Annotated in this window: 14 protein-coding genes; 8 read left to right on the top strand and 6 right to left on the bottom strand. The window is 66.6% G+C overall.

Annotation, left to right across the window (positions count from 1 at the left end; genetic code table 11):
- Positions 1 to 9 precede the first annotated feature (9 nt).
- The 3 genes from OOZ48_RS05560 to OOZ48_RS05550 all read left to right on the top strand — a co-directional run bounded on the left by OOZ48_RS05560 (position 10) and on the right by OOZ48_RS05550 (position 2590).
- On the top strand, positions 10 to 546 hold the full coding sequence (locus OOZ48_RS05560) for a TRAP transporter small permease (protein ID WP_269496466.1): 537 nt from the start codon (positions 10 to 12) through the stop codon (positions 544 to 546).
- A 1-nt stretch (position 547) separates the two neighbouring features.
- A complete protein-coding gene (locus OOZ48_RS05555; RefSeq protein WP_269496465.1) occupies positions 548 to 1846 on the top strand; it encodes a TRAP transporter large permease in 1299 nt (432 codons plus the stop codon).
- An 84-nt stretch (positions 1847 to 1930) separates the two neighbouring features.
- Positions 1931 to 2590 (top strand): GntR family transcriptional regulator, encoded by a 660-nt coding sequence (locus OOZ48_RS05550; protein ID WP_269496464.1) that lies wholly within the window; start codon positions 1931 to 1933, stop codon positions 2588 to 2590.
- Positions 2591 to 2605: 15 nt separating this feature from the next.
- Here OOZ48_RS05550 and OOZ48_RS05545 read toward each other — a convergent pair whose 3' ends face one another.
- The 4 genes from OOZ48_RS05545 to OOZ48_RS05530 are packed head-to-tail and all read right to left on the bottom strand — an operon-like array spanning position 2606 to position 6530.
- Positions 2606 to 3883: an L-fuconate dehydratase gene (locus tag OOZ48_RS05545; RefSeq protein ID WP_269496463.1), complete on the bottom strand. Its 1278-nt coding sequence runs from the start codon at positions 3881 to 3883 to the stop codon at positions 2606 to 2608.
- 2 nt (positions 3884 to 3885) lie between these two features.
- Positions 3886 to 4728 carry an ureidoglycolate lyase gene (locus tag OOZ48_RS05540; RefSeq protein WP_269496462.1) on the bottom strand — a complete coding sequence of 281 codons (843 nt, stop codon included), beginning with the start codon at positions 4726 to 4728 and terminating at the stop codon, positions 3886 to 3888.
- 40 nt (positions 4729 to 4768) lie between these two features.
- Positions 4769 to 5542, bottom strand: a complete 774-nt coding sequence (locus OOZ48_RS05535) for an SDR family oxidoreductase (RefSeq protein ID WP_269496461.1) — start codon at positions 5540 to 5542, stop codon at positions 4769 to 4771.
- 13 nt (positions 5543 to 5555) lie between these two features.
- Entirely contained in the window at positions 5556 to 6530 is a 975-nt protein-coding gene (locus OOZ48_RS05530; RefSeq protein WP_269496460.1) for an ABC transporter permease subunit, read from the bottom strand.
- A 150-nt stretch (positions 6531 to 6680) separates the two neighbouring features.
- Here OOZ48_RS05530 and OOZ48_RS05525 point away from each other — a divergent pair, with 150 nt between their 5' ends.
- Complete coding sequence (locus OOZ48_RS05525) at positions 6681 to 7439, top strand: FadR/GntR family transcriptional regulator (protein WP_269496459.1); 759 nt, start codon at positions 6681 to 6683, stop codon at positions 7437 to 7439.
- An 82-nt stretch (positions 7440 to 7521) separates the two neighbouring features.
- Here the strand turns inward: OOZ48_RS05525 and OOZ48_RS05520 are convergent, their stop codons facing one another.
- Complete coding sequence (locus tag OOZ48_RS05520; RefSeq protein ID WP_269496458.1) at positions 7522 to 8319, bottom strand: IclR family transcriptional regulator; 798 nt, start codon at positions 8317 to 8319, stop codon at positions 7522 to 7524.
- A 217-nt stretch (positions 8320 to 8536) separates the two neighbouring features.
- Here OOZ48_RS05520 and OOZ48_RS05515 point away from each other — a divergent pair, with 217 nt between their 5' ends.
- From OOZ48_RS05515 to OOZ48_RS05500, 4 genes are all read left to right on the top strand, one after another.
- On the top strand, positions 8537 to 9307 hold the full coding sequence (locus tag OOZ48_RS05515) for an ABC transporter substrate-binding protein (RefSeq protein ID WP_269496457.1): 771 nt from the start codon (positions 8537 to 8539) through the stop codon (positions 9305 to 9307).
- A 15-nt stretch (positions 9308 to 9322) separates the two neighbouring features.
- Positions 9323 to 9985, top strand: coding sequence for an amino acid ABC transporter permease (locus OOZ48_RS05510; protein ID WP_269496456.1), 663 nt, complete (start codon positions 9323 to 9325; stop codon positions 9983 to 9985).
- Positions 9982 to 10716, top strand: a complete 735-nt coding sequence (locus OOZ48_RS05505) for an amino acid ABC transporter ATP-binding protein (RefSeq protein ID WP_269496455.1) — start codon at positions 9982 to 9984, stop codon at positions 10714 to 10716. The genes OOZ48_RS05510 and OOZ48_RS05505 overlap by 4 nt, the downstream gene beginning before the upstream one ends.
- An 85-nt stretch (positions 10717 to 10801) precedes the next feature.
- Positions 10802 to 12100, top strand: a complete 1299-nt coding sequence (locus tag OOZ48_RS05500) for an NAD(P)/FAD-dependent oxidoreductase (protein ID WP_269496454.1) — start codon at positions 10802 to 10804, stop codon at positions 12098 to 12100.
- A gap of 5 nt (positions 12101 to 12105) precedes the next feature.
- Here the strand turns inward: OOZ48_RS05500 and OOZ48_RS05495 are convergent, their stop codons facing one another.
- Positions 12106 to 14157 carry an autotransporter outer membrane beta-barrel domain-containing protein gene (locus OOZ48_RS05495; protein WP_269496453.1) on the bottom strand — a complete coding sequence of 684 codons (2052 nt, stop codon included), beginning with the start codon at positions 14155 to 14157 and terminating at the stop codon, positions 12106 to 12108.
- Positions 14158 to 14188: the final 31 nt, after the last annotated feature.

Genomic DNA, 14188 nt, shown 5'->3' with positions numbered 1-14188 from the left:
GACACCCCCATGCTTCGACGCATTTATGGTTGGGCGGCGGTGGCCGCCGCCCTGTGTTTGGTCGCCATCCTGGTCCTGGTCTGCATTGAAATTTCCGGACGCGTGTTCAATGGCATCCGGATTGCCATGGGCATGGACACGGTGAATGCGACCGTGCCTTCGCTGGCCGAGATCTGCGGCTATCTGCTGGCGGCGGCGACCTTCCTCGCGCTGGCCGATACCATGGCGCGCGGCGTCCACATCCGCGTCAGCCTCGTGCTGGAACACTTGAGGGGACGCGCGCGCCTGGCGTGCGAGCTGCTCGCCAGCCTGGCTGCCCTGGGCGCCGCATTGTCCTGCGCGTGGGGCATGGGCCGGCTGGTGCTCAAGAGCTGGCACTTCGGCGATGTCTCCGCGGGGCTGGTCCCGGTGCCCCTGGCTTTGCCGCAGGCCGTCATGTTCCTCGGCCTGGGCCTGCTGTGCGTGAGCCTGCTGGATCGCACGATCGCGATCGCGTGTGGCCGTGCGGCGGGCGTTTCCGGCGCGGCCGAGCCGATGGGGGAATGACATGGATGCCACTTTTCCGCTGCTCCTGGTCGGCGTCCTGCTATTGGTGCTGGGCGCCGGCGTCTGGGTTTCGATCAGCCTGATCCTGGTGGGCCTGCTGGCGTTGTCCAGCAAGCCTCTCCCGATGCTGGACGTGGTCGCCTCCAATTTATGGAGCTCGAGCCGCTCGTGGGATTTGGCGGCCTTGCCGATGTTCATCTGGATGGGCGAGATCCTGTTCCGTTCGCGCCTGTCCAGCGACATGTTCTCGGGCCTGGCACCCCTGATGCAGCGCCTGCCGGGGCGGTTGCTGCATGTGAACATCATGGGTTGCGCCATCTTTGCTGCGGTGTCCGGCTCATCGGCCGCCACCACCGCGACCATCGGCCGCATTTCCCTGCCGGAACTCCAGGCGCGCGGCTACGACGAGCGCCAGGCGCTGGGCTCTCTGGCGGGCGCCGGCACGCTGGGCTTGCTGATTCCGCCTTCCGTCATCTTCATCGTCTATGGCGCCGCCATCGAGGAATCGGTGGCTCGCCTGTTTCTGGCGGGCGTATTTCCAGGCATGGTGCTGGCCGGCTTGATGATGGGCTGGATCATTGTGTGGAGCCTGCTGCATCCGCAGCGCATGCCGGCCGCCGAGCCGCGGGTTTCCTGGCTGCAGGCGTTCTTTGCCTTGCGCAAGCTCCTGCCCGTGGTCGTCCTGATCGCCGGCGTCATCGGCGTGATCTATACCGGCCTGGCGTCGCCCACCGAGTCCGCGGCATTGGGCGTGGCGCTCAGCCTGCTGATCGCCTGGCGGCAAGGGGTGCTGAGCTGGACGGCCTTTCGGGAAGGCCTGCTGGGCGCGACGCGCGTCTCGTGCATGATCGCCTTCATCCTGGCCGGCGCCGCGGTGCTGACGGTGGCCATGGGCTTCACCGGCATTCCGCGCCAGCTTGCGGCATGGATCGTGACCCTGGGGCTGGACGCCAACGAGCTGCTGGTCGTGCTGACCCTGTTCTTTATTGCCCTGGGGTGTTTTCTGGACGGCATTTCGCTGGTGCTGCTGGCCACCGCGGTCATCATGCCCATGGTGATCCAGGCGGGCTTTGACCCCATCTGGTTCGGCGTCTATCTGGTCATTGTCATCGAGATGGCGCAGATCACGCCGCCGGTGGGCATGAATCTGTTCGTCATCCAGGGACTGACCGGCAAGCCGCTGGCCCGCATCGCCCGGGCGGCGCTGCCCTCGTTCCTGCTGCTATTGCTGACGATCGTCCTGTTGGCGGCGTTTCCCGGTCTGGCGACCTGGCTGCCCGATACGATGTTCTCGCGTTAATTCCGCACCGGAGTCTGCTCTACAATGCGGGCAACCGCGCCGATTTCCGGCGCGGGCGGCCCCGGTTTTCAGAGTATATCGATCATGCAACCAGATGAACTCGCAGACTTGTTGCGCCGGGCGATCCGCGAGGGGATCCTGAGTCCGGGCCAGGCGCTGGTGCAGGAGGATCTCGCCAAGCGCTTCAAGGTCAGCCGCATACCGGTGCGGGAAGCCTTGCGCATGCTCGTTGCCGATGGGCTGGCCATTGCCCGTCCAGGCCGCGGCTTGTCGGTGATGAAGCTGGACGCATCCGACGTGGCCGAACTCTACGACCTGCGCCTGACGATCGAACCGGCGCTGAGCCCCTACATCATCGCCAATGCCAGCCAGGCCGATCTGCAGCGCTGGCGTACCCTGATCCGCGAGATGGACGGCCAGCCGCTGCCGCTGCACGAATGGGTGCGCGCCAATTACCAGTTTCATCTCGCTCTCTACGAGGTGACCGGCAGGCCGCATACGCTGCGCCTGATCCAATCCCTGTTCAACCTCACCATGCCGTACTCGCGCCTGTACATGCAGACCGCCCAGGCGCAGGAAAGCGCCGATCGCGAGCACGAGACCATGCTGGACCTGATCGATCGGCGCGATAGCGCAGCGTTGGCCGAGCTGATCGCCCTTCATCTGAGCACCGCGCGCGAGGCGCTTGTTGCCTATCTGGGCAAGCAGCAGAGCGACGATGGTCTCGCGCTGCTGCAAGAGTGACGCCGCCCGCCGCCGTCAGCCGGCAAAGCGATAGCGTTCCAGCGACTCGCGCTTCATTTCGATCGAATAGCCGGGCTGCGTGGGCGGCACGTAGGCGGCGTTGCGGACCACGCAGGGATCGACGAAATGCTCATGCAGGTGGTCGACGTATTCGACCACGCGGCCTTCCTTGGTGGCCGCGATGCACAGATAGTCGATCATGGACAGGTGCTGGACGTATTCGCACAGGCCGACCCCGCCGGCGTGCGGGCACACCTTGAGGCCGTGCTTGGCCGCCATCAGCATGACGGCCAGCACCTCGTTCACGCCCCCCAGCCGGCAGGCGTCGACCTGCACGACGTCGATGGCCGATTCCATGATCAGTTGCTTGAACATGATGCGGTTCTGGCACATTTCGCCGGTGGCGACCTGCATGCGGCCGGCCAGCGCCTGGCGGATGTGGCGGTGGCCCGCGATGTCGTCGGGGCTGGTGGGCTCCTCGATGAACCAGGGCCGGGCAAAGATCAGTTCCTCGAGCCACGGCACGGCCTGCCCGACTTCCCAGACCTGATTCGCGTCGATCATCAGGTGGCGGTCCGGACCCAGGACCTCGCGTGCGATGCGGACCCGGCGGATGTCGTCCTGCAGGTCGCGCCCGACCTTGAGCTTGATGTGCGAAAACCCGTCGTCCACAGCCTGCTGGGCCAGTGTGCGCAGCTTGTCGTCGCTGTAGCCGAGCCAGCCGGCGGACGTGGTGTAGCACGGGTAGCCGTGGGCCTGCAGGTCCTCCAGCCGCTGCGCCTTGCCGGCGGCCCGTTGCCGCAGCAGCTGCAGCGCCTCGTCCGGCGTGATGCAGTCCGTGATGTAGCGAAAGTCGATCAGGCCGACGATCTGCTCGGGCGTCATGTCCGCGACCAGGCGCCAGACGGGCTTGCCCTCGGCCTTGGCCCAGAGGTCCCACACCGCGTTGACCAGCGCCGCTGTCGCCAGGTGGATCGCGCCCTTGTCCGGCCCGATCCAGCGCAATTGGCTGTCCGAGGTGACATGGCGCCAGAATCGGGCCATGTCCTCGGTGATCCAGTCGAGGTCCAGGCCGATCAGCAGGTGTTCCATGGCGCGGATGGCGGCGCAGCAGATCTCGTTGCCGCGGCCGATGGTGAAGGTCATGCCATGGCCTTCCAGCCCCGTGTCGGTATGCAGGACGGCGTAGGCCGCCGAGTAGTCCGGGTCCGGATTCATGGCGTCGGAGCCGTCCAGCATCCGGGACGTGGGAAAGCGTACGTCGATGACTTCGATGGATTGGATGATGGTCATGGTCAGGCTTGTATGGTTCGTTGGGTTTGCACGCCCAGGCCCTCGATGCCCAGGCGCATGGTTTGTCCCGCCCGCAGGTAGACGGGGGGCTTCTGTCCCAGCCCCACGCCGGGCGGCGTGCCGGTGGAAATGAGGTCGCCGGGCTGCAGGCTCATGAAGCGGCTGAGGTAACTGACGATCTGGGGGACGGAAAACACCATGGTCGAGGTGGAACCGTCCTGGTAGCGCTTGCCGTCGACCTCCAGCCATAGGGACAAATGGCCGGGATCGGGCACCTCGTCGCGCGTCACCAGCCAGGGGCCGATCGGGCCGAAGGTGTCGCAGCCCTTGCCCTTGTCCCAGGTGCCGCCGCGCTCCAGTTGGTATTCGCGTTCCGAGATGTCGTTGACCACGCAGTATCCGGCCACGTGATCCAGTGCATTGGCCTCGTCGATGTAGCGTCCCCCCTGGCCGATCACGACGCCCAGCTCGACTTCCCAGTCGGTCTTGACCGAACCCCGCGGGATCTCGACGTCGTCGTCGGGACCGATGACCGCGCTGGTCCATTTGTTGAACACCACGGGTTCCTTGGGAATGTCGGCACCCGTTTCAGCGGCGTGGTCGGCGTAGTTCAGGCCGATGCAGATGAACTTCCCGATGCCGCCCACGCAGGCGCCGATGCGCGGCGCGCCCTCGACCAGCGGCAGCGTATCGATGTCGATGGCGTGCAGGGCGGCCAGGCCTTGCGGCGTGAGGACCTCGCCGGCGATGTCGGCGACTTTGCCGGACAGGTCGCGGATACCGCCCTGCGCATCGAGCATGGCGGGGCGCTCTTGGCCCTTGGGGCCTACACGGAGTAGTTTCATGTCCTTCCTTCAGATTTCAGATGATTGTCGGCTGACGGTATCAGCATATCCAACCGCCGTCGATGATGTGTACCCCGCCCGTGGTGAAGCTGGATTCGTCGGATGCCAGGTAGACGACCAGCGCGGCGATCTCCTCGGCCCGCCCCAGGCGGCCGATGGGCTGGCGGGCAATGAAGGCGGCGCGCACCGTGTCGGTGTCCTGTCCCGTCGAGTCGGCCAGGGCCTGGATGCGTCCGCGCAGCGATGGCGATTCGACGGTGCCCGGGCAGATGGTGTTGCAGCGGATGCCGCGGCCGACGAAGTCGGCGGCCACCGACTTGGTCAGGCCGATCACCGCGGCCTTGGACGCGCCGTAGGCGTAGCGGTTGGCAACGCCCTTGACGCTGGATGCGGTCGAGGACATGTTGATGATCGAGCCGCCCCCCTGTGCCAGCATGCCGGGCAGGAATGCCCTGATCGTCCGGTACATGGCCTTGGCGTTCAGGTCCATGCTGAAGTCCCAGTCGGACTCGCTGCACTCGAGGACATTGCCATGCGCGACGAAGCCCGCACAGTTGAAGAGCACGTCGATGGCGCCCGTGGCCCGGGCCGCGGCATCCACGTCGGCCTGCTTGCGCACGTCCAGGATGGCCGGCTGGATCTCCAAGCCCTCGTCGCGGGCCAGCGCGGCGAGTGTGTCCAGGGCACCCTGGTCGATGTCGGTCGCCCGTACGTCGGCGCCTTCCCGGGCCAGGGCCAGGGCGCAGGCGCGTCCGATGCCCTGGCCCGCGGCGGTGATCAAGACTTTCTTGCCGGCTACTCGCCCTGTCGTCATGTCTGGACTCCTGTTATTTCCCTTCGGCCAGGACCTCTTGCGGCAGGTCGGCGCCATGGAATGTCTTGAAGATCTCGTTCAGCTTGCCATTTTTCAGGTTCTGGCGGATGAGCTCGTTGATCTTGTTCAGCAGTTCCGGGTTGTTCTTGGCCACGCCGATGCCCATCATGGCGGTCGCCATGACGACTTTGGTCTCCAGGGGCTTGTCCCCCATGCTCTTGTTCAGGGAGGCGATGATCGACGGGGCGCCCGAGAATATGTGGGCGCGTCCGCTGGTGACCGCCGTGATGGCGGTTGCATCGTTTTCGAAGCGCACGATGTTCGTGCCGGCCGGGGCCAGCCGGGTGACGTTGGCGTCGTTGGTCGTGCCGCGCGCCAGCACGGACATGGCCAGGTACACCACCCACAGCACGATGAAGACCTCGAAGTTGCGGAAGGTCAGCGCCTGGATGTTGCCGGATATCCCGAACAGGTCTTCCGTCCCCACGGCCGACAGCAGGCTGGTGACCAGCATCAGCAGCACGAACTGGCTGGTCAGGGCGGGGTAGACGCGCTCGAGCGCCGGCACCAGGATGACGTGCCAGTAGACCTGCAGGGGCGACAGGCCCAGGCATTCGGCCGCCTCGCGCTGGCTGCGCGGCACCGATTCGATGCCGGCGCGCACGATCTCGCAGGTGTAGGCCGTGATGTTGATCACCAGCGCCAGGATGGCGCCGGTGAGGATAGACATTGTGAATCCGACGCTGGACAGGCCGAAGATGAGGAAATAGCTCTGGATGATCAGCGGCGTGTTGCGGATGACCTCGACGTAGGCCCCGACGGCACGGCGAAGCAGCGGGCCGCCCGAACTGCGCGCGATGGCGCAGGCCACGCCCATGACGAAACCGGCCAGCGTGGACCAGAACGACATCAGCAAGGTGGTCTCGGCGCCTTGCAAGAGCATGGGCCAATACTGCAGCACCGCGCCGAAATCGAATTGGTAGGTCATGTTCGCAACCGATGAACGCCAGACGGAGTCCATAGATTAACTGGACAGACCGGTAAAACCATTTATGGTTTTCCCTATGATTTTGCTTTACCGGTCTGATCAAATTAAAATGGGCGCTCTCTCGATTTTCGCGCCTGGTTGGAGCCCGCCATGGAAAAGACCGATGCTTTGCTGCGACCCATGGATCGCACCCGGGGTTACCTGCACATCGCCGAGGCGCTGCGGCAGGAAATCCGCAAGATGGACATACCCGCCGGCTCGCGCCTGCCCTCGGAACGCGAGCTGGCGCAGCTGCTGAAGGTCTCCAGGCCCAGCTTGCGCGAGGCGCTGATCGTGCTGGAACTGCAGGGCGAGATCGAGATCCGCGTCGGCTCGGGGATCTATCTCAGGCGCGCCCCGGCGGACGGCGGGGCGGTCCAGACGCCCGCATCGGCCGTCGAGCCCGGCTTCGAGGCCTCGTTGATGGGGCACAGCCCCAGGGACGTGAACCAGGCCCGGTATTTCCTGGAAGGCGGGGTGGCTGCCCACGCCGCCCGTTTCATCAATCGCGAACAGCTCAAGGCCCTGGGCGCCAGCGTGGCCGCCATGCGCAAGGCGCTGGGCATGCGCAATCGCATGGGCGACAAGCCATTGGCCGATGCCGACCGCCAGTTCCACGTGACCTTGGCGTCGACCACCGACAACCGATTGCTGATCCAGACCCTGGAGGAGCTGTTCGACCAGCGCTATACGCCGATCGGCGGTTCCATGCATCGCCTGTTCGACAACCAGGCGGTCTGGCAGGACGCCGTCCAGGAACACCAGGACATCTACGAGGCGGTCGCCGATCGCGATCCGCTGCAGGCGCAGGCCGCCATGCAGCGGCACCTCAGCCGCGCCCATGTCCGCCTGATGGCCGTGATCGGCTAGTGTCGTGTCTCAGCAATACGTAGCCTGACGATCTGAGGGCCGGCCGGTGCGGATTCGCCGCGCCGGCATCCCCGGCGGCTGCTCAGTCCATGGCGCGGATCGAATTGTTCAGCGACCGTGCGCAGGCCAGCAGCGAGGGGACGAGGCGTTCCTGGGCGTCCTGCAGTTTCCATCGGCTGGTCGGGGCGACGATGTGCACGGCGGCGACCGGGCGGCCGGCGCCGTTCAGGATGGGGGCGGCCAGCGTCATGTCGCCGAGGAACAGTTCCTCTTGGTTGACGGCATAGCCGCGCCGGCGCGCGTCGCGCAGCAGGCCCAGCAATTCGGCCTCGTCGGTGCGCGTGTGCATGGTGTGTGCCGTGCGTGGCATGGCGCGCAGCAGCGCCAGGGCCTCGTCCCCCGGCAAGGCGCTGAGGTAGGCCCGTCCCGAGCCGGTGCAATACATGGGGATGCGGCTGCCGATGGGCATGTGGATCGGGATGTATCGCGCACTGACGAAACGCGCGATGTACACCATTTCGGCGCCCTCGGCCTCGGTGAGGCAGATGGTTTCCTGGGAGACGTTCGACAGTTCCGCCAGGAACGGATTCGCGATGTCGATCAAGGTGTGCGTACTGAGGTAGTTGAAGCCCAGCTCCAGGACTTTGACCGTCAGGCGATAGTGGTGCGTCCGCGGCTGCTTTTTCAAATAGCCCAGCTGCTCGAGCGTGTACACCATGCGCTGGGCCGAGCTGCGGTTGATGTCGACCGCCTGCGCCACCTCGCCCATGGTCATCGAGCGGTGGGCAGTGCTGAAGGCGCGGATGACGGCGAGTCCTTTTTCCAGCGACTGATTGAACAGCGGGCTGACCTTGCGGGGACGTGCGGCGGGTGTGTTCATGCCGCCAGTATAGGGAATTTCTTTTAAAAATCGAATATCGATTTGACTTAATTGTTTAATGGTTATTACCAATAGAGAATCGATATATATCTTTCTAATATCGAATTACCGGTCCGCTCGGGCCGCTCATGACCCGCACCATTTCTGCTTTCACCCGCACGGCGGGCCTGATCCCCGATCCGGCCCCAGTCCGGGGGAACATCACAGGAGACCCGCCATGATTCGCGTGAATTCCTTGCTGCGCTTTGCCGCCGCCGCACTCTGCCTTTGCGCCGGTGCCGGCGTGCTGTCCACCGCGGCCAGCGCCAAGACCCTGAGGGTGGGGGCCACGTCCACCGGCATCCCGTTCACCTTTCTGGACGTCAAGACCAATACGATCGAAGGCATGATGGTCGATACGGCCCATGCCGTGGCCAAGGCCGCCGGCTACGAGGCCGAAATCCAGCAGACCGTGTTCTCGGCGCTGATCCCGTCCCTGACCTCGAACAAGCTCGATGTGATCTCGGCCGCCATGATCAAGACCGACGAGCGGGCCAAGGTCGTCGATTTCACGGACCCCGTGTACGAAACCTACGGCGACGGCCTGCTGGTCAGGACCAGCGAGACCAACGACTACAAGACCCTGGATGATCTCAAGGGCAAGGTCGTCGGCGCGCAGGCGGGCACGACCTATTACAACCTGCTGATGAAGAAAGGCTACTTCAAGGAAATCCGCACCTATGACTCGATCGCCGACATGGCGCGCGACCTGGCGCTGGGCCGCATCGATGCGGGCGTGGCCGACAAGCCCATCATGGCCTATCAGATCCAGCAAGGCACTCTCAAGGACGTCAAGCTGGTCCAGGATTACAAACAAGAAGCCGTCGGCAGCATCTGCCTGGTGGTGCGCAAGGGCGACGATGAACTGCGCAAGGCTCTGAATGACGCGATCGCCAAGGTCAAGGCCAGTGGCGAACTCGACAAGATCATCGCCAAATGGGGCATTTGATGGGCGGCCCGCGGCATGCATGAATTCCTGCAGCAGGCCCGCGACTTCCTGCCGATCCTGCTGCAAGGCGCGGTCGTCACCTTGCAGGTCACGGTCCTGTCGTTCCTGCTCAGCAGCGTGATCGGCCTGGGCCTGGCGCTGATGCGCCTGAGCCATGTGGCGCCGCTGCGGGCGGGCGCCTCGTCGATCATCAATGTGATTCGCGGCCTGCCGATCATCGTCCAGCTTTTTTACATCTATTTCGTGTTGCCCGAGTTCAATATCCAGCTCACGGCATTCCAGGCCGGCGTCATCGGCCTGGGCATCGCCTATAGCGCCTACCAGGCGGAAAATTTCCGCGCGGGCATCGAGGCGGTGGACGAGGGCCAACGCGAGGCGGCCCAGGCGATCGGCATGCGCACGCCGCTGCTGATGCGCCGCGTCGTCCTGCCCCAGGCCTTCCGGATCGCTTTGCCGCCCTATGGCAATACCCTGGTGATGATGCTCAAGGATTCGTCGCTGGTGTCGACGATCACCGTGGCCGAGCTGACGCGGCAGGGGCAGCTCATCGCGTCCTCGACATTCCAGAACATGACGGTCTATACCCTGGTGGCGTTGCTGTACCTGTTCATGAGCCTGCCGCTGGTGTGGATCCTCAAGCGGCTGGAATGGCGCATGGGCGCGGGGCGTGCACGATGATAGAAATCACGAATCTGCGCAAGGCTTTTGGCGATCACATCGTTTTGCAGGACGTGACGCTGGGCGTGGCGCGCGGCGAGGTCGTCTGCCTGATCGGCCCCTCGGGATCCGGCAAGTCCACCGTGCTGCGTTGCATCAACGGCCTGGAATCCTACGAGGGCGGCGAGGTCCGCGTGTTTGGCCGGCGCGTCGACCGGACGTCGCCGTCGATCCACGCCTTGCGGGGGTCCCTGGGCATGGTGTTCCAGCGCTTCAATCTCTTCGGGCACCGCACGGTGCTTCAGAACGTGATGGAGGGGCCGGTCTACGTCAAGCGGGAGCCGCGTGCGCAGGCCCGGGCCGAGGCCCTGGCGCTGCTTGAAAAAGTCGGCTTGTCGGAAAAGGCCGGGGCCTATCCGGCCCAGCTCTCGGGCGGCCAGCAGCAGCGCGTCGCCATCGCCCGCGCCCTGGCGATGAAGCCCGAGGCCATGCTGTTCGACGAGCCGACCTCGGCGCTGGATCCCGAGCTCGTGGGCGACGTGCTGCAGGTCATGCGCGCGTTGGCCGACGAGGGCATGACGATGATCGTGGTCACCCACGAAATGGGCTTCGCCCGCGAGGTCGCCGACCGCGTCTGTTTCCTGTATGACGGGCGCATCATGGAGGAAGGCACGGCCGCCGAGGTCCTGGGTGCGCCGCAGAACCCCCGCACGCAGGATTTCCTGCGGCGGGTGCTGCATCCCGGCGCCTAGTGCCCCATCGGCCTGGCGGCCCCATCGATACGCAAGCGCTCGAATTCACGCAAACACGACACCAGGAAACACCGGGAGCATCTCCATGGCAAGCATACGTCCAGTCATGTCCCATCCGGCCGCGGCGTCGCTCTGGGCGGCCGGCGCGGCGCCCGCGGCGCCCACCCCGCCGATCGAGGACGCTTGCCAGGCGGACGTGCTGGTCGTCGGGGGAGGGTACACGGGCCTGTCCACGGCCCTGCATCTGGCGCAGGCCGGTGCGTCGGTCTGTGTGCTCGAGGCGCACGAACCCGGCTGGGGCGCGTCGGGCCGCAATGGCGGCCAGGTCAATCCGACGCTCAAGCACGACCCCGATGAACTGGCCGCGTTGCTGGGCGCCCGCGCCGAACCCCTGCTCGATGCGATTGCCGGTTCGGCGGACCTGGTGTTCGAACTGATCGCACGGCACCGGATCGACTGCGCACCGGTGCGCGCGGGCTGGCTGCAGGCCAGCTATACCCCGGCGGGGGTGCCGGCCCTCCATCGCCGCGCCCAACAGTGGCGGGATCGGGGGGCGGCGGTCGATGTCCTGGATCGCCAGGCCATGGTCACGCGGACCGGCTCGGACCAATTCCATGGCGGCTGGCTGGACCGGCGCGCCGGCAGCATCCAGCCCCTGTCCTATGCCCGCGGGCTGGCGGCGGCGGCCTTGCAGGCCGGCGCGCGTATCCATGGCGCCAGCCCCGTGACCGACCTGCGGCGCGACGGCCGGCGGTGGGTCGCGACCGTGGCGGGCGGTGCCCGGGTGCTGTCCGACCAGGTCGTGCTGGCTACCAACGGATACAGCGACGGCCTGTGGCCGGGACTGGCGCGTACCATTCTGTCGGCCAACAGCTTCATCGTGGCCACGCCCCCGCTGGGGGCGGCCGCGGCGCACATCCTGGCGGGCGGTGAGACGCTGTCGACCGCCCAGCGCCTGCTGGTCTATCTGCGCAAGGATGCCCAGGGGCGCCTGCTGATGGGCGGCCGCGGCCTGTTTGCGAATCCCGCGGGGCCGGCCGATTTCGCCCACGTGGAGCGCGCGCTGGCGCAGCTTTATCCGGCGCTGGCGCCCTTTCAGTTCGAGTACCGCTGGGGCGGCCGGATCGCCATCACGCGGGACTTCCTGCCGCACGTGCACCGGCCGGCACCGGGCGTGACGATCGCCCTGGGCTATAACGGACGGGGGGTGGCCACCGCCACGGCCATGGGCAAGCACCTCGCCGCCTGGCTGACGGGCGGGCCGGAGCAGGATTTCCCTTTTCCCATCACGACCCCGTCGCCGATCCCGCTGCATGGCTTGCAGCGCTTCTACATTTCCGCCGGCGTAGCCTGGTACGGCCTGCTCGACAAACTGTCGGGCTGAGGCCGTCAGAACGCGTACTTCAGCAGCGCGCTGCCGCCCAGGCCTTCGCGCTTGCCGGTGTAGGCCTGCAGGCCCAGGCTGACGGTCAGCGCGCGGGCCTCCTTGGGCGTGATCTCCAGCCCCAGTTCAAAGACGCCCGTATCGCCCTTCAGACTGGGGGAGGGGGCCTCGAACCCGTAGACGGTGGCGCGGGCATTGCCGTCGAACTCGTGTTCCCAGGCCGCGCCCGCGTAGGCGCGCGTCTGGCTGCTGAACGTGTAGTTCAAGCGGGTGCCGAGGCGTACGCGGTGCGAGTCGGTGTCGCTGAAGCGGAAGGCATCGCCCGCGATCGAGACCTGGTCGCCGTCCTGGTGGCTCCAGAAATACTTGGCATACAGGTCGGCACTGGTGGCCGGGCCCAGGCCCGCGACATAGCCCAGGCCCAGGTGCGCGCCGTAGTAGGGCGCGGCGCTGTCGTACGAGGCGTCCGCGCCCAGCATGCGGTTCAGGTCGGTGCTGCGCCAGTCGCTGCTGGCCCGCCCGGCCCGCAGCGAGGCCTCGGCGTAGGGTCCGGGGGCGCCGCGCGGGTCGTCGGCGGCCGCGTTGCCGAAGTCCTGGCGCACCATCAGGCCGACGCCGTAGTAGCGGCTCTTGCCGCTGCCGCGCGCGGTGCCGCTGCTGAAGCGGTTGGTGCTGCTGTAGTTGCCGGTGCCCAGCTCGACGAAAGCGCCGGCGGCCAGACTGCCGGTGCCGGTCTGGAAGCGCCGGGCGGCGCCCAGGATGAAGGACAGGCCGTCGACGTCCACGTGCGAGCCCGAGGCATAGCGGGATCTGCCGCCGCCGATGGTGCCGAAACCGGTCCATTGGCCGGCGTTGGCCGCGGCCCGGGCACGGTCCATGGCCGCTCCGGCGACCATGTCGCCGCCTTGGTTGATCAGCGCCAGGGGCGCGATGCGGCCCTCGACGGGCGCCTTGCTTTCCTCATTGACGCTGACCTCGGCGACCGTGGCGACCAGGTCGGTGGCGTTGGCCGTCAGGCCCCAGCGGTAGCGCAGGGCCAGGCCTTGTCGTCCGGTGATGTATGTCGGGGTGTCGGAGTACCGTTCGCTGTCCAGGTCGTCGGAATGCATCAGGGTGATCCGTGTGCCCGGCTGGAAGGGGCCGGCGCCCCGCTCGGCGTCCACCGACACGGTGGCATCGCACATGCAGGTCACGTCGGTCGTCAGCACCGGGGTGCCGGGCACGGTGCCGGGGGGCAGGACGTAGCGGTAGTGGTCGAAGTTCGCCACGGCGCCCGCCACGAGCCCGGTGCCGCGAATTTCGAGGACGTTGCCGGTGGTGTCGTCGCCCGTGGCGCTGCTGCCGCCCATGAGCAGGGTGCCGGTCAGGATCGGGGTGCCCTGCAGGATGATCCGGTTGCCGGTGGCATCGCCGTCCATGGCCAGCCCGCCGAACACCTGGCTGTTCTCGACGCGCGCCTGGTCGCGGATGATGACGGTGTTGCCGGTGGCGGTGGTACCCCCGCTGCCGCCCATGAGGATTCCGCCGTCGATGACGGCCTGGTCCTGGATGATCACCGTATTGCCCTCGGCGGCGCCGGAGCAGCTTTCGCCGCCTACCACGTTTGCGGTATTGACGAGGACGGCCTGGCCGCCGATAGTGACGGCGTTGTTGGCGGCGGTCCCGCCGCAGGTGGCGGATCCGCCGACGAATGCCGTGCCGTCGTAGGTTTCCGAACCGGTGACCGTCACGCGGTTGCGGGTGGCGTCGCCGTCGCTCATGCCGCCGATGATTTCGATGACAGGCACGTCCGGGTCGCCGACCGATGGCGGCGGCGAATCGATCCGTACGTCGGCGTCTGCCGCGGGGGACGAATCGGTGCTGCAGGCACCGATGTAGCTGTCGCCGGAAAAGCCGCAATCCGTATCCGTGCTGCCGCCGCTGTTGGCGGCCCAGGCGGGCCCCGCGAGGCACAGCGCCGAGGCGACGGTGATCGCATGGCGCCAGCCGGGGCCGCGGCCTTGCGCGGCCGTCGGGCCGCGGAGAGGTTTGCGGGCGGGGGCGTTTCCCGTGGGCATGGCGGGCTCCAATCGTCTGCGTTCAGGTTTT

This window comes from Castellaniella sp. S9 (assembly GCF_027257175.1).
GTDB lineage: Bacteria > Pseudomonadota > Gammaproteobacteria > Burkholderiales > Burkholderiaceae_B > Castellaniella.
The sequence above is the reverse complement of the archived record's forward strand: the minus strand, read 5'-3'. Positions and strand labels throughout refer to the sequence as shown.

What these genes read in the sequence shown, in the direction of transcription:
- OOZ48_RS05550 (WP_269496464.1), top strand. Translation starts at nt 1,931, where the DNA reads ATGCAACCAGATGAACTCGCAGACTTGTTGCGCCGGGCGATCCGCGAG.
- OOZ48_RS05495 (WP_269496453.1), bottom strand. Translation starts at nt 14,157, where the DNA reads ATGCCCACGGGAAACGCCCCCGCCCGCAAACCTCTCCGCGGCCCGACG.
- OOZ48_RS05535 (WP_269496461.1), bottom strand. Translation starts at nt 5,542, where the DNA reads ATGACGACAGGGCGAGTAGCCGGCAAGAAAGTCTTGATCACCGCCGCG.
- OOZ48_RS05510 (WP_269496456.1), top strand. Translation starts at nt 9,323, where the DNA reads ATGCATGAATTCCTGCAGCAGGCCCGCGACTTCCTGCCGATCCTGCTG.
- OOZ48_RS05515 (WP_269496457.1), top strand. Translation starts at nt 8,537, where the DNA reads ATGATTCGCGTGAATTCCTTGCTGCGCTTTGCCGCCGCCGCACTCTGC.
- OOZ48_RS05560 (WP_269496466.1), top strand. Translation starts at nt 10, where the DNA reads ATGCTTCGACGCATTTATGGTTGGGCGGCGGTGGCCGCCGCCCTGTGT.
- OOZ48_RS05525 (WP_269496459.1), top strand. Translation starts at nt 6,681, where the DNA reads ATGGAAAAGACCGATGCTTTGCTGCGACCCATGGATCGCACCCGGGGT.
- OOZ48_RS05505 (WP_269496455.1), top strand. Translation starts at nt 9,982, where the DNA reads ATGATAGAAATCACGAATCTGCGCAAGGCTTTTGGCGATCACATCGTT.
- OOZ48_RS05540 (WP_269496462.1), bottom strand. Translation starts at nt 4,728, where the DNA reads ATGAAACTACTCCGTGTAGGCCCCAAGGGCCAAGAGCGCCCCGCCATG.
- OOZ48_RS05545 (WP_269496463.1), bottom strand. Translation starts at nt 3,883, where the DNA reads ATGACCATCATCCAATCCATCGAAGTCATCGACGTACGCTTTCCCACG.
- OOZ48_RS05555 (WP_269496465.1), top strand. Translation starts at nt 548, where the DNA reads ATGGATGCCACTTTTCCGCTGCTCCTGGTCGGCGTCCTGCTATTGGTG.
- OOZ48_RS05520 (WP_269496458.1), bottom strand. Translation starts at nt 8,319, where the DNA reads ATGAACACACCCGCCGCACGTCCCCGCAAGGTCAGCCCGCTGTTCAAT.
- OOZ48_RS05500 (WP_269496454.1), top strand. Translation starts at nt 10,802, where the DNA reads ATGGCAAGCATACGTCCAGTCATGTCCCATCCGGCCGCGGCGTCGCTC.
- OOZ48_RS05530 (WP_269496460.1), bottom strand. Translation starts at nt 6,530, where the DNA reads ATGACCTACCAATTCGATTTCGGCGCGGTGCTGCAGTATTGGCCCATG.